Here is a 13,176-nt window from a genome sequence, read left to right as displayed (position 1 = left end):
CCCGAGACTGGAGGCGGCCGCGGTATGCACGAGCGCAGCATGGCCTTCGCGCCGCATGGTTTCGACCATGCCCAACGCGGTGAGCGGGTTGACGAAGCAGGAGGCACCCTGGGCCGCGGTAATACCCTCTGGCAGCACCAAGCAGTCCTTTGCGCGGACACGCCGGAACTGCGTGTACATGGCTCCGCCGAAGACGGCGACGGTCTTGCCCAGCAGCGCCTTCGCTGCATCGGAGCTTCCCGCCTCGACCACGACACCCGCACCCTCATTGCCCAGCGCCATGGATTCGTCCACGCGCGCGCTCACGGCAGCCATGGCCTGGCTGGGTATGGTGGCCGTGAGGATGGGATGATCCGGCGTTCCGGACATCCGCGCTGTCTCAAGATTGGCGCCTGCCAGCAGAAGGCCGAGGTCGGAAGGATTGATGGGCGTTGCTTCCATGCGCACGACCACGTCATCAGGACCTGGATCAGGGGTCGCGAGACTGATCAGCGAAAGCTCCAATTCCCCGCTCTGGCGGACAAGCGAACGCAATTGAAGACCTGTGCGTGGGGTGGGGATACTCATACTTTGCTTTCTTCACGTGTTGCTGGATAGCCAGCGATTCAATATTCACTCGGCTCGGGCACGCTGAAGGTGTCCGGCGGGCGCGAGCCGCAAAGGTGCGCCGCCAAAGCGGGATCGGCTGCGTGACGTTGCGAGGCTCGCGTCCATTTCGCCGACGTGTTCAGGCAGCCAGCGCTGAAGTTCCAGAGCGAGGCTTGCGACCAGCCGCTGCGCTGTCTCGGCTGGCGTCGCTGTGTCGCGAAGAATTGAGTGCACTTCGTCGAGAGAAGACAGGACCGCGGCGTGCTCGTCCAAGTGGCAGGAGGCGTTGTTGCCACCCAATCGCCGCAGATCGACGTCCTCGCGGCCGAAGTGCTCACTCGCCTCGAGGCGCAGCGTGTCGAGCGCAGCGACGGCGCCCCCGCCGGATGCACGCATGAGCGCCTGCGCCAGCCGAAACAACTCGGCATGGTCCCGGTCCAGCATGGCGTCTCCCAGGGCAGGAGGCGCGGCGAGGTGCGCGGTCATTGGGTACCTGAATGCCTATCAGACCTGAGCCAGGCTTGCCGTTTCGACGGACTCGGACAGGACCAGCGAATCCTCGTTCCGGCGCCACGGCTTGGTCGGCTTGCCTGCGTTCATCGCTTCCATTTCGCGCCAGAGAATGCGACGCAACATCGCGATGCCGCGGTCCGATGAGGCGAGTCGCTCGTTCGCACGGTCCGCGATGGCACCCTGTCCGACAAGGGTGACATAGTCCTGTGCGCTGGTGAGGCGAATGAGGGGATCCTTCGGGTACTTGCCGGCGAAGAGGTCGTCATGGTGGTCCGCTGCGTTGTAGGTCTGGCAGCCGTCGAAGTAGCGGCGCAGGTCTGCATCGCCGGCCGCCGTGGTGATCTCGGCAGCGATCAGCGTGACGCGATTCGTGTGCGTGTCGTCAATCGGTACCATGAAGTTCGAAAGCTCCATCCATGGGGCACCTTCCTTGATCGGCGGGACGGCCACGTGGTTGGCGTAGGGGAAGGTCCAGTCACTGATGCGGACCAGCGACTTCCCGCCTTCCGAGCGAATCGCGGTCTGGCGGATGCCGGCCAGCGTCTCCTCGTACCGCAGTTCCGGAACAAGAGTCGTGACCGCTTCTCCAAACACACCCACGATGCCTGTCTGGTGGGCGAAGCTCACGTGCAATGCATCAAGCGAGTTCTCAGCATGCTGCAGCCAATTGCAGGGCCAAACTTCCTGACGCTGGAACAGCAGGACATCCTTCCGCTCGAACACTGCCTTGCGCGGGAGATCGAAGACCGGCGGCTCGCCATCTCCGAGCCAGGCGAAGATCAGGCCGCAGTATTCGTGCACGGGGTAGGCCGCAATACGGATGTCTGCCTCGGTGCCAGGGCGCTCCGCCGGCCGCTCCACGCACTGGCCGGTGGCATCGTACTTCCAACCGTGATACATGCAGCGCAGCGTCTCGCCTTCGATCCAACCGGTATGCAACTTCGTCAAACGATGTGCGCATCGATTGACGATCAAGTGCGGGATGCCGCTCTCGCCCCGGTAAAGCGCAAGGTGTTCGCCAAGCAGGCGTACGGCCTTGGCGGTGCCGGGGGCGACGGTGCTTGAGAGCGCGATGGGGTGCCAGAACTTGCGCAGCACCYTCCCCATTGGGGTGTGGGCTGACGTTTCGGCCAGCGTCATCATTCGGGCGGCTTCCCGCGCGGGGTCTTGTTTGGTCACGGCATTCATGGTGAGTCCTTCTTGCTGCACAGTGCGTCCAGGCGATTCACCTGGACTTCGGAGTGAAAGCCGCCATTCGGGCGACCGTCGATGGATTGGGAATAGCGGCTGTCGGAAGAGGGGCGGCGTGGAGATTGCGTCGCAAGATCTTTCCCACGGCGGACTTCGGAAGTTCGGTAATGAACTCGATAACCTTCGGCACCTTGTAAGGCGCAAGGTTGTCCCTGCAGTGCTCAATTACCGCTTCTCTCGTCAACGTTCCGTCGGGCGGGCGAACAATGAAGGCCTTTACCACTTCGCCACTCCGAGCGTCCGGAATGCCCACCACCGCGCACTCAGTCACGCCAGGCAGCCGAGCGATGACCCCTTCGATTTCGTTCGGATAGACGTTGAAGCCAGATACGAGCACCATGTCCTTTTTTCGATCCAGGATTCGCACGAATCCCTGCGCATCCATAGTGCCGATGTCTCCGGTGCGAAAGTAGCCTTCGCACGTGAATGCGGCGGCGTTCGCTTCCGGCTGGTTCCAGTACCCACGCATCACCTGCGGGCCCTTGACGCAGAGTTCGCCTTCCGAGCCGCTCGGCAGCGGCCGGCCTTGCTCGTTGGCAACGATGAGATCGGTGGATGGAATCGGAAAGCCGATGGAGGCTGTGAACTCGGGGTTGGCCCACGAATTGATGGAGACGACGGGCGCGGTCTCGCTCAAGCCATAGCCTTCGAGAATGTGTCTGCCGCTGCGGGCGCGCCAGCGGTCCGAGACAGCACCCTGGATGGCACTACCGCCGCCGATGGCCAGCTTGATCTGGCGAAAATCGACGTCTTTCAACTGCGGCAAAGCCAGCAAGTTGCCGAACAAGGTGTTGACGCCAGTCACGGCGGTGATCACGCCGCTGGAGAAAGCGGCCACCAACTGAGCGGGATCGCGCGGGTTGACCACCAGCACGTTGCGCGCGCCGAAGCTCACGAAGGTGAGGAAATTCACCGTCAGCGCAAAGATGTGGTACAGCGGTAGCGCCGTGACGATGGTCTCGCGGCCTTGTTCGACCGCTCCGGATAGCATCGCGCGCACCTGAAGTATGTTGGCTATTAGGTTGCCATGGGTGATTTCTGCGCCTTTGGAGACGCCGGTCGTGCCACCTGTGTATTGCAGAAGCGCCAGGTGGTCGCGGCTCAGCGTCGGGGCATCGACGCGCGGCAAGGCCGCGCCCTGTGCCAGCGCCGCGAAAAACAGCGTCGCACGCAGGCCTGCCTCCATGATCGGCGCGTCGCCACCGACGACCACCAGACGCTCGACGGACGTGCCATCGAGCGCGGCGCGCGCCACCGACAGCGCCGCATGAGATACCACCAGCACGCGGGCGCCCGAATCCTGCAGTTGATGCCGCAGTTCCCGCGCGGTGTACATCGGATTGATGCTGACTTGCACGGCGCCCGCACCAAGTGTGCCGAGCAGCGTGATCGGGAAGGCCGGTACGTTCGGCAGCATGACCCCCACGCGATCACCTTGATGAATCCCGGCTTCGATGAGCCAGGCGGTCCAGGCACGCGAACGCGTCAGCAGTTCGGAAAAGGTCAGGGACTCGTCTGCTGCGGCGATCGCGACGGAATCGGCGTGCGCGGCCGTCGTGCGTTCAACAAGCTCGATGACGCTGGTGTAGGCGCTGGCGTCAATCGTGGCCGGCGCACCGGGCGGGTAGCCAGGGAGCCAGATGCGGTCTGCGGGGGCGATGCGCATGTCGTCGTTCTCTTCAGTTCTTCAGTCGGATAAGAAGTGCGTCAACCAAGCAACAAGGCGGCTGCGGACGTTCGTTGAGCCGCTCTCTTGCCGAGAGCATCCTCACTGCGGCAAGGGCTCCGCCGCCTTGCGCAGTTTGGAGAACCGCTGTCCTTGCTCCAGTTCACCGTTCAGGAATGCTCGAAAGGAAATGGTGTCGAGGTATCCAGCCTGGGCGCCTGTGTTGGCGAGCGTGCGCGTCACGACCTCGTCACTCATCGCCTCGCGTACGGCGTCCGACAGGCGCTTGACCATCTCGGGAGGCGTGCCAGCAGGTGCGTGCAGACCGACCCAACTGCTGATCGCAGCCGCCGGCACGCCGCTTTCGGCCATCGTTGGCGTGTCGGGCAACTGACTGGAGCGCGTCGCGCTCGTGATGGCGAGTGCGCGAAGCTGGCCGCCATTGACGAGGCCTAGCGCGACGCTGATCGGCATCACTGCCATGTCGATCCGCCCACCGACGAGGTCAGGAACAATGGCCGTGGCTCCCTGCGCGTATTGCACGACAAGAAATCGAACGGAAGCCGAATCGGCAAGCACCATGTTCACCATCGTCTGAGGTGCACCCGGCCCGGATTCGGCAATGCTGATGCTGCGGTCCTTCTTTGCGGCCACAAACAGTTCCTGCAAGGTTCGATAGGGAGAAGCCTTGGGGACCACCACCACGCTCGGGGAGATACCGATTCGCGCAATGGGCGTCAATTGCTGCGGAGACCATGCAAGATTCGCTTCGACCTGTGGGTTGGTCGTGATGTAGTTCCCGCTCACCAGCAGCAGGCGCGAGTCCGCCGAAGCGCGTGCCGCATAGGCAGCCCCGACATTGGCATTGGCGCCTGGCTTGTTCTCCACCACAAATGGCGTGTCCATGGCGACGGCCATCTTGCTCACCACCGCGCGCGTCACCGTGTCGAGCAGTCCGCCTGCGCCGTAAGGCACGATGACTCGGAAAGGCTTGCCGTTGTCGGCCAGGGCGCCGACGGGCGAGATGAGCAGAGCGGCAGACAGCATCCAAAGAATCGGCTTCATGGTGGGCCCCAGATTGCTTCGAGGGGCGCGACCAAGCGCACGCCCGGAACGCGGATCCCGTTCGGCCGACCGCTGGCCGTTTGCCCGTGGCGTTCGTTCATGAACGGCGGCACGGCGGGCCCGTCGCTGCACGCGAGCCAGAGCCGCATCAGGTGGCGCCTTCGCTCGACTTCAGGCCAATCCTCGAACGACGTGCGCGAATGAAACACCGAGTAGTTGCTCACCAATTGGATGTCGCCGGGGTGGAACTCCATGTCCAAATGCAGTTCGGGGTCCGCCGCCAGCGCATCCAGGACATCCATCGCCTCGATTTGCGCACCTGTGAGTCGGGGAACTCCCGGGAGTGCCTGTGCCTTAACGGCAGCACTGCGCACGTACGTAGTGATCAACCGACCTTCGCATGGCGCAAAGATCGGCACGCAGTCGTATATCGGCTTGCCGCTGGGAACTTCTCCCCAACGGGTGTAGTGGAGGGGCTCGAGAAGCGCGAGGGCGCAATCGGGCCTGCGCCGGACCATCTCATTCCAGCACGTGGTCGAACTCACCACCGATGACAGACCACCAGATCGCGCTGTGCGTAGGCACAGCAGGGTGACGATGTCGGAGACATCGCAGTGGTAGTTGAGTCGCGCACTGGTTTGGTATCCCCGAACTTCCGGGTCGACGTAGTTCAGGCCGAGATTGGCGACATGGCCCAGCACGTGCCCTTTGCCGTTTTGCGACACGGCCTCGCCGATGTGCAGGCCGATTCCCCAATACGCGATCGCTGCCTGGCGCCGCGTGTAGCGCTCCACCGGAAGGCCCCGGATCAGGTAGAAGCCTCGGCCGTGAAGCACCTCGCGGCGGAAACCGGCCAGCTTTTGGGATAGGCCTGGGAGCGCAAAGTCGTCGATGCCGACGTCCAGGATGTCGATCGCCGAGTCGATGTGTGCAACGGCGGCATCGATCTCGGCAATCTCGTCGGCCGACATCTTGTAGATCCAGTCGTCTCGCTCGACCATCGCTGGGCCCGTCCAGGCTTGTGCATTGTCGAAAAGAGGAAGGTTGTCTGAAGTCCACATGGGGCGGTCCTGTGTTGCCGCGTGTTGTCTCGTCATTGTTGTGCTCCGATGCATGTTTCGAGGGGCACTGCAGTATGAAATGCACAGATACCAAGGTCCAATGCAAAGCATCGCATCCTTCATACCATCGTTGCTATGGATGAATGCGCTCGAGCGTCAACCCAGATGCCAGATTCAGCTCCCCCTCATTCCCTTTGGGGACGGCCCGATATTGGAGTGCAGTGCAGCAAAGTAAGCTTCGGCGATGGAAACCGGGGCATCGGCAGGAGGTCTTGCAACTGCGTGCCGTGCTGCGCAGCATCAGCCCGCTGATCTGGCGGCGCCTGCTAGTGCGAGGCGATACCAGCGTCGCCCGGCTGCACCAGATCCTGCAGGTCGCGTTCGGCTGCCAACGCTGATTGCTGATCGACGTCCTTGATCGGCACGAACCTCATGTTTGGTCGCGACGCCGCCTCGCAGATCGCCTCGGCATCGGCCGCGTCGTTCTTGTTCGTCTTCACTTTCAAGTCCTTGACGTGACCGCACCCGAGCTGCCGTCTTGATGTCCCGAACGGRCATGAAAATGTCCCGTTGGGTCAATCRTCGGKTGGCAGGCTGAGCCAAACTATCCCCGCAATTCATCGATCTCCGTCGTCACTCAGGGGGGCCAACGTCRGCTCCATTCGATACAGCACACCAACCAGACCACCCATGCCCCCTCCATCCACACCCAGCAGCGCAAACCCGTTAGCGCGCCTCACTTCCCTTCAAGTCATGCTGCTACTGGGCAGCTTGGGCACGCTGAATACCCTGTGGTCGGACATGCTGTTTCCCGGGATCAAGTCCATGCAGGAGGACCTTGGCACTTCGGCCACCGCTGTACAGCAAACCGTCTCGCTGTACTTTGTGGCCAGTGCCTTCATGTGCCTGTGGCATGGCGTGCTCTCGGACGCCTGGGGACGGCGCAAGCCACTGTTCATTGGGCTGGTCGTGCTGGTGCTGACTTCGCTGCTGAGCCTGCTGGCCACCCGCATAGAGCACCTGTGGATTCTTCGCGCCGTGCAAGGTCTGGTCGTAGGCCTGGGCCACGTCTTGTGCCGCGCTGTCATACGGGACCTGCACAGCGGCGAGGTCGCACAAAAGATGATTGCCCATACCACCTTGGTGCAATCGGCCGGCACCATCATCCTGCCAATGCTCGGGGGCTGGCTGACGTGGATGTGGGGCTGGCGTGCGCTGTTTGCGTTCCTCAGCGCGGCGGGCGTCATCATGCTGCTGGTCTATGCGCGCAAGCTACCTGAAACCCTGCCCCCGGCACGACGCCAAGCCATACGTCTGGACAACCTGTGGCGCAACTACCGCTTTGTGCTGGGGTCACCCTGGTTCAGGCGCCTGACCGTGGCTCACTCCTGCAACTGGGCGGCCATGTTTCTCTATGTGGCGGCGGCCCCCCAGCTCTTGACGCATTTGCTGGGGCGGTCCCACCGATGTCTACCTGGTCTTCACCCCCATGATGGTGGGGCTGATTGCTGGCTTTCTGTGCCTACCGCGCCTRGTGCAACGCTGGGGCACGCAACGCACCCTGTACCTTGCMTATGCGGGATTTGTCGTCGTCAACGTGCTCAACACCACGCTGGCCGCAATGGTGCCGCCCGGGCTGATCCATTTGCTGCCGATTGCGACCTACGCCTTTGTGACAGCCGTGTCCATGCCGCTGCTCGTGGGCCATGCGCTGCATCCCTTTCCTGACAATGCCGGGCTGGCCGCTTCCTGCCAAATGTTCCTGCAATACAGCATGATGGCGGTGGCAGCCGGTCTGCTCGCACCCTTGCTATGGGATTCTTTGTGGCACCTGGCCCTGGGCTGTGTCGTCCTCACCTGCATCAGCATGACATTGCTACTGTGGCAACGCTACGCCACACACAAGGCGCAAAAGGCAGCCGCCATCCAGGTGTGAACACCCCGCGTACCGRCCTTCGCGGCGGGCCTCACCGGCCCTCGTCGTGCGAATCGATGAAGCGCTCGATGCGGCGCGCAGTGGCGGCAGGTTGCGTCAGCACGAACAGGTGGCCGCAATCGATCGTTTCCAGCGTCGCGTCGCGCAGGCTGCCCGCGATGATGCGTCCGTTGATGGGCGGCACGATGGGATCGTCGACGCCCATGAGCACCAGCGCAGGCGCCTTGACGCGGTGAAGCCGGTGCCAGCTGGTCCAACCCAGCGTGGCGATCAGCTGGTAGAGGTAGCCCAGTCGGCTCGGTTCGCGCATGGCTTGCGCGTGCATCTGCAGCAGGTCGYGCTCGAAMCGCAGCGCGCCTCCGTAGAGYTCRCCGCCGATCCGCACGAGATATGAGGGGTCGAGGTAGCGCCTTGGRCTCAGCATCTTCAGCAGCACGCCGGGCCGTCCCGGCACCATGACGAAGCCYGCASAGGTGGCCGCCAGYGTGAGCGTGCGGCAGCGCGYCGCRTGGCGTATCGCGAATTCCTGCGCCGCCGCGCCGCCCCAGGAGACGCCGAAGATGTCTGCCTGGTCGATGCCGAGCGCATCGAGCARCCGGGCCGCMAGRTCSGCGACGCCGGGCAGGCGATAGGGCAGCCACGGCACCGGCGATTCGCCGACGCCCGGCACRTCRAAGGCCACGACGCGCGTGCGCTCGAAGCATTCGATGAAGGGCGCCATGGTCTCGATGCTTGCACCGATGCCRTTGAACAGCAGCATCGTGCGGGTCGCCTTCGGCGCTCCGCCGATGGCAATCCGCACGCGCCGACCGTCGAGRTTGATGAATTGGGTAGTCAGGGGWTGCTTGRATGCCATCAGTYRCCGTTGCCCACGTAGGTGCCGGGTGCGGCGCACAGCGGGGGATRGGCACGCGATCCCTCCTGGCGTGGAGCGCGTCGTTGCGGATCGGAGCGTTTTGCGAGCCACGCGGCCAGGTGCGGCCACCAGCTKCCTTCGTGACGRACGCTRCCGGCYTCGAATTCCTCGGGCGTGTCGTGGCTTCCAGCATGCGTGAGGAAGGCGCTCTTGCGACTGCCTCCGGGCGGATTGACGATCGACTGGACGTGGCCGCTGGAGCTCAGGACGAACTCGCTGTGCCCGCCGAGCAGGCGTCGCGTCTGATAGCAGCCGTCCCACGGCGTGATGTGGTCTGTCTTGCCCGCGAGGATGTAGCTATCGCATTTGACGTCGCCGAGCGACAGCGGTGTTTCGCCGATCGACAATCCGCCGGGCTTGGCCAGCGCATTGGATTCCAGCAGCGCAATGAAGTCGGCGTGCAGCCGGGCAGGCAGGCGCGTGGTGTCGGCGTTCCAGTAGAGGATGTCGAACGCCGAGGGCTTCCGGCCCATCAGGTAGTTGTTGACCCAGTAGTTCCAGATGAGCTCGTTCGGCCGCAGGGAGGCGAAGATCTTCGCCAGGTCCTTGCCTTCGAGCACGCCTTTCGCCCCGCTGACCGTGCGTGCCAGGTCGAGCGTTTCCAGGTGCGCGAACAGGCCCATCGAGCTGTCGGCGATGCCTTCGATGTCCAGGATGGAGACCAGCAAGGTGAGGCTGCGGGCCCAGTCGCTGCCCTTGGCCGCGAGATGGCCCAGCAGTGCCGCCGATGTGATGCCACCCGAGCAGGCGCCGAGCACATGCAATTGCTCGGAACGCGAGATGCTGCGCGCGACGCCCATCGCGCGTTCCAGCGCCATCACGTAGGTTTCCAGACCCCAGTCCGACTGGCCGGCCTCGGGGTTGAACCAGCTCACCACGTAGACGGTGAAGCCCTGCTGCACGAGGAACTCGATCAGGCTGCGGCCCGGCGCGAGATCCCACACGTAGTACTTGTTGATTTGCGGCGGGACGATGAAGAGCGGCGTGCCGTGCACGGAGTCGGTCTGCGCCCGGTACTGGATGAGTTCCAGCAGTTCGTCGCGGAGCACCACCGAGCCCGGCGTCGCGGCGAGGTTCTCGCCGACGACGAAGCCCGAGCCATCCACCGACGAGGGCAAGCCACCGTTGTCGCGCCAGTCGGCGGCCATCTGGCGGATACCGTCGGCGAGGTTGAGCCCGCCGGTCTCGAGGGTGCGCTTGAGCGCCGCCGGATTGCCGACCAGCGTGTTGGTGGGCGCGAGCGCGTCGGTCAGCATCCCGAGCATCATCTTTGCCCTGGCCTCGTCGCGCGGCGGCAGGTCCAGTTCGCCGGCAATGCGATGGATCTCCTGAACCACCGCCAGATGGGCCTGCATCAGGCGGCGGTACAAGCCGTTGTCCTGCCAGGCCGCGTCGTCGAAACGGTGGTCGTTCGGCGACGGACTGATCGTGGATTGACCGGTCGTGATCTTGAGCAGCTCGGCCGTGGCGCGGCGCAGGCCCTCCGTCGACTTGAACGGCTGCGTCAGCGCGCCCATGGAAAGCGCGCCGAGCGAATCGGTCAGGCGCGTGGCGCCTGTCGGGTTTTGCGATTCGTTCATGCCGTCACCGCCGTTGCTGCCGTTGCTGCCGTTGCTGCCATCACCATAGCGAGCGAGTCGGCCACCATCAGTGGCTTTGAGGGATCGACGATGCTGTGTGCCGTGTTCTTGCATCGGACCAGGAAGCCGCCGGTCTTCGGTGTCACATCGGTCACTTCCACGCGCAATTGCACGAGGGTGCCCGCGGGGACGGGCGCGAGGAAGCGCACCCGGTCGAACCCGTAGTTCAGCACGTTGGCGGCATCGCTCGGGTAGACACCGAGTTCGAAATGCGCCGTCGGAACCAACGACAGCAGCAGCATCCCGTGTGCGATCGTGCCGTCAAACGGTCCCTGCGTTCGCGCGCGATCCACATCTACGTGGATCCACTGCGTGTCTCCGGTGCATTGCGCAAAGCGATCGATGCGCGTCTGGTCGAGCAGGATGGGTGTGGTCACCCCGAAGTGATGGCCGACATGCTCCTGCAGCGTGTCGAAGCAATAGTTAGAGGGAGCAGGCAACGGAAGACTCCTGTGATGAGGGTGGTTGGGCCAGGTCGATCTGGACCTGGCCATCGTGTATGCGGATCGGATAGACGCGCACGCCGAAGCCCGGGGCTCCGCGCATGCAGCCGGTGGTCAGATCGAAGCGCAGCCCGTGCGCACGGCAGCTCACCGCGCCGCCATCGAGCTTGCCGGTGACCAGCGAGGCGCCCTGATGCGGGCAGCTGTCGGCCAGCGCGTGAACGCGCTCGCCGACGCARAACAGCGCGATCTCRTGGCCGYCGGCACGCAGCAGGCGRCGCGTGCCGTCGCSCACTTCATCTGCCGCCATGGCATCGATCCATTGCGACATCGCTGCAACATCGTGAGCGACGGGCTCGACGGTTCCGGTGGTATTCGAGTCTTTCAATTCAGCCTCCGAGAAACTCTCGAAACTCGTCAGCGGCAAGCCGCAAGTTGTGAGTCGGGCAGGCTTGGCTCGTCGACCAGCGGGCTTGCGGCCCGCCCGGCATCGCGCTCATAAGTGCGAGAGCCGATCACCAGCATCCAGGCGGCAGCGATCCCGAAGACCGGTGTCACGGCCAATGCCATCTGCAGGCCGAAGGCGTCGGACAGTACGCCCCCAATGAGCGGTCCCATTGCCATGCCGAACAGGTTCTGGAGCAASCCGAGGATCGAGGCACCMGTGGCGCGGAAGCCGGGGTGAACGACGTTCATGACAATGGCAGCAGAAGGGCCGGCGGTACAGGTCGCAAAGAAGCCGCCGAGGGCAAACAACGCGAACTGCGCCTGGTTGGAGAGCTGCACGCCCAACAACGGCAGCCCGAACGCGGCGCCAAGGACGGCTGTCGAGATCAGGCACAGCACTGCCATGGCAATCACCCGAGCGCGCGGATGCCGCTTTCCGGCCATGTCACACACGATGCCCCAGAGCACGCTGCCAAACGCACCGCACAGCACGACAAGCGCGGCATGCACGCCTGCCTGTGCAGGCGCAACCCCATGCACACGGTTCAGGAAACTCGGCAGCCAAGACCACATCGCCGACAGAACGATGAGTTGCACTGCGCTCCCGATGCCCACCCACAGCAGCGTCGGCGACCGCTTCAGTGCCCCGAAGGCCGCACGGAAGACGCCGACAGCCGAGCGCGTGGCTCCGTGGGCATGCGTGCCGACGTCGACCGTGTGGTAGTCGCGCACCTTGATGTAGAGCAGACTCATCACGAGCCCAGGAATGCCGACSACGCCGAACGCCGCCTGCCAACCCCAGCGCGCCGCGATGACGCCACCGAGCGCGACGCCGAGCACGGAGCCCACGGAGGCGGCCGCCATGAAGCTGCCCATCAGCGCGCTGCGCATCCGATCGGGGAAGTGGGTTGCAATGAGCGCGGCGCCCACCGAACCGTAGCCGGCCTCTCCGACGCCGACCACGGCGCGCGCCGCCAAGAGCGTGCTGTAGTTGCGCGTGAACATGCAAGAGATCGAGGCGATGCTCCACACCGTGGCCATCGTCACGATGCTTTTGACGCGGCTCACGCGGTCGGCAACGAGCGACACCGGAAGCGCGCAGGCGGCGAGGACGATCGAGAGGGCCGAGACCAGGGCGCCGAGCTGCTTGTCCGACAGGCCCCAATCGGCCTTCATGTACGGGAACAGCGAGACGATGACCTGGCGATCGATGTAGTCGAAGAGCATCAGGCCGATGGTCATCGCAAAGGCGAACCACGCCTGGCGCGGCCCGAACAGGTAGCCGTCGTTCGGCTTTGAGGCGGTAGTTGGGATATTCACTTTGTCTCCTTCGTTATATAAATTCATGGGTCGGCGCCGCTGCCCAAGGCGCCATCGCAAGGACGGCAACCGAGGGCATGGTGGGCGCCTATCGGACTCAGGCGGTCGGCAGCCGGTAATCGCGGAACGTCTCGCGCAGCCGGTTCTTCAGCATCTTCCCGGTGGCGCCCAGCGGAATGCTGTCGACGAATGCCACGTCGTCCGGTGTCCACCACTTGGCGATCCTGCCGTTGTAGAAGTCGAGAAGCTCCTCGCGCGTCACCTCGGCGCCCGGCTTCCTGGCCACGACCAGCAGCGGGCGCTCGTCCCACTTCGGGTGCGCGACACCGA

Annotated in this window: 15 protein-coding genes and 1 pseudogene; 3 read left to right on the top strand and 13 right to left on the bottom strand. The window is 64.1% G+C overall.

Translation table 11 applies throughout. The features are described from left to right. From AC1DY5_RS20450 to AC1DY5_RS20425, 6 genes are all read right to left on the bottom strand, one after another. The coding region (locus AC1DY5_RS20450) for an alcohol dehydrogenase catalytic domain-containing protein (protein WP_478114262.1) at window positions 1–567 on the bottom strand (567 nt) is incomplete at its 3' end. Window positions 568–612: 45 nt separating this feature from the next. Continuing rightward, entirely contained in the window at window positions 613–1,074 is a 462-nt protein-coding gene (locus tag AC1DY5_RS20445) for a bacteriohemerythrin (RefSeq protein ID WP_478114260.1), read from the bottom strand. A gap of 18 nt (window positions 1,075–1,092) precedes the next feature. Beyond that, the gene (locus AC1DY5_RS20440; protein WP_478114259.1) at window positions 1,093–2,289 is read right to left on the bottom strand and encodes a Rieske 2Fe-2S domain-containing protein; all 1,197 of its coding nucleotides are present in this window, start codon (window positions 2,287–2,289) and stop codon (window positions 1,093–1,095) included. Window positions 2,290–2,326: 37 nt separating this feature from the next. After that, complete coding sequence (locus AC1DY5_RS20435; protein WP_478114257.1) at window positions 2,327–4,018, bottom strand: AMP-binding protein; 1,692 nt, start codon at window positions 4,016–4,018, stop codon at window positions 2,327–2,329. Window positions 4,019–4,120: 102 nt separating this feature from the next. Then, window positions 4,121–5,083, bottom strand: a complete 963-nt coding sequence (locus AC1DY5_RS20430; RefSeq protein ID WP_478114256.1) for a tripartite tricarboxylate transporter substrate binding protein — start codon at window positions 5,081–5,083, stop codon at window positions 4,121–4,123. Beyond that, window positions 5,080–6,180, bottom strand: coding sequence for a TauD/TfdA family dioxygenase (locus AC1DY5_RS20425; RefSeq protein WP_478114255.1), 1,101 nt, complete (start codon window positions 6,178–6,180; stop codon window positions 5,080–5,082). The genes AC1DY5_RS20430 and AC1DY5_RS20425 overlap by 4 nt, the downstream gene beginning before the upstream one ends. 107 nt (window positions 6,181–6,287) lie before the next feature. Between AC1DY5_RS20425 and AC1DY5_RS20420 the strand changes: the two genes are divergently transcribed. Next, entirely contained in the window at window positions 6,288–6,542 is a 255-nt protein-coding gene (locus AC1DY5_RS20420; RefSeq protein WP_478114253.1) for an IS1096 element passenger TnpR family protein, read from the top strand. Here AC1DY5_RS20420 and AC1DY5_RS20415 read toward each other — a convergent pair. Continuing rightward, window positions 6,501–6,644, bottom strand: a pseudogene (locus tag AC1DY5_RS20415) (IS110 family transposase); the annotation flags it as partial. The gene AC1DY5_RS20420 and the pseudogene AC1DY5_RS20415 overlap by 42 nt on opposite strands. A 190-nt stretch (window positions 6,645–6,834) precedes the next feature. On the opposite strand from AC1DY5_RS20415, the gene AC1DY5_RS20410 reads away from it, so the two are divergent. Then, window positions 6,835–7,872 carry an MFS transporter gene (locus AC1DY5_RS20410; RefSeq protein ID WP_478114251.1) on the top strand — a complete coding sequence of 346 codons (1,038 nt, stop codon included), beginning with the start codon at window positions 6,835–6,837 and terminating at the stop codon, window positions 7,870–7,872. Next, window positions 7,832–8,080, top strand: a complete 249-nt coding sequence (locus AC1DY5_RS20405; RefSeq protein ID WP_478114250.1) for a hypothetical protein — start codon at window positions 7,832–7,834, stop codon at window positions 8,078–8,080. Before AC1DY5_RS20410 ends, AC1DY5_RS20405 begins: the two co-directional genes overlap by 41 nt. A 31-nt stretch (window positions 8,081–8,111) precedes the next feature. Here AC1DY5_RS20405 and phaZ read toward each other — a convergent pair whose 3' ends face one another. The 6 genes from phaZ to AC1DY5_RS20375 all read right to left on the bottom strand — a co-directional run. Continuing rightward, on the bottom strand, window positions 8,112–8,936 hold the full coding sequence (phaZ, locus tag AC1DY5_RS20400) for a poly(3-hydroxyalkanoate) depolymerase (RefSeq protein WP_478114248.1): 825 nt from the start codon (window positions 8,934–8,936) through the stop codon (window positions 8,112–8,114). Next, window positions 8,936–10,576, bottom strand: coding sequence for an alpha/beta fold hydrolase (locus tag AC1DY5_RS20395; RefSeq protein WP_478114246.1), 1,641 nt, complete (start codon window positions 10,574–10,576; stop codon window positions 8,936–8,938). The genes phaZ and AC1DY5_RS20395 overlap by 1 nt, the downstream gene beginning before the upstream one ends. Then, window positions 10,573–11,076, bottom strand: coding sequence for a MaoC family dehydratase (locus tag AC1DY5_RS20390; protein ID WP_478114245.1), 504 nt, complete (start codon window positions 11,074–11,076; stop codon window positions 10,573–10,575). Before AC1DY5_RS20390 ends, AC1DY5_RS20395 begins: the two co-directional genes overlap by 4 nt. Beyond that, window positions 11,060–11,467, bottom strand: a complete 408-nt coding sequence (locus tag AC1DY5_RS20385; protein WP_478114243.1) for a Rieske (2Fe-2S) protein — start codon at window positions 11,465–11,467, stop codon at window positions 11,060–11,062. The genes AC1DY5_RS20390 and AC1DY5_RS20385 overlap by 17 nt, the downstream gene beginning before the upstream one ends. Window positions 11,468–11,496: 29 nt before the next feature. Next, window positions 11,497–12,846 (bottom strand): MFS transporter, encoded by a 1,350-nt coding sequence (locus AC1DY5_RS20380; RefSeq protein WP_478114241.1) that lies wholly within the window; start codon window positions 12,844–12,846, stop codon window positions 11,497–11,499. Window positions 12,847–12,943: 97 nt separating this feature from the next. After that, a partial coding sequence (locus AC1DY5_RS20375) for an AMP-binding enzyme (RefSeq protein ID WP_478114239.1) occupies window positions 12,944–13,176 on the bottom strand: 233 nt, incomplete at its 5' end.

It is taken from the genome of Variovorax sp. P4_D9, from assembly GCF_056401695.1.
Note: the sequence above shows the minus strand (reverse complement) of the source record. Positions and strands in the feature narration are given on the sequence as shown.

Bases quoted from the DNA above. Each gene is read 5' to 3' on its own strand.
- AC1DY5_RS20405 (WP_478114250.1), top strand. From the start codon at position 7,832: ATGCCGCTGCTCGTGGGCCATGCGCTGCATCCCTTTCCTGACAATGCC.
- AC1DY5_RS20420 (WP_478114253.1), top strand. From the start codon at position 6,288: ATGCGCTCGAGCGTCAACCCAGATGCCAGATTCAGCTCCCCCTCATTC.
- AC1DY5_RS20425 (WP_478114255.1), bottom strand. From the start codon at position 6,180: ATGACGAGACAACACGCGGCAACACAGGACCGCCCCATGTGGACTTCA.
- AC1DY5_RS20445 (WP_478114260.1), bottom strand. From the start codon at position 1,074: ATGACCGCGCACCTCGCCGCGCCTCCTGCCCTGGGAGACGCCATGCTG.
- AC1DY5_RS20435 (WP_478114257.1), bottom strand. From the start codon at position 4,018: ATGCGCATCGCCCCCGCAGACCGCATCTGGCTCCCTGGCTACCCGCCC.
- AC1DY5_RS20430 (WP_478114256.1), bottom strand. From the start codon at position 5,083: ATGAAGCCGATTCTTTGGATGCTGTCTGCCGCTCTGCTCATCTCGCCC.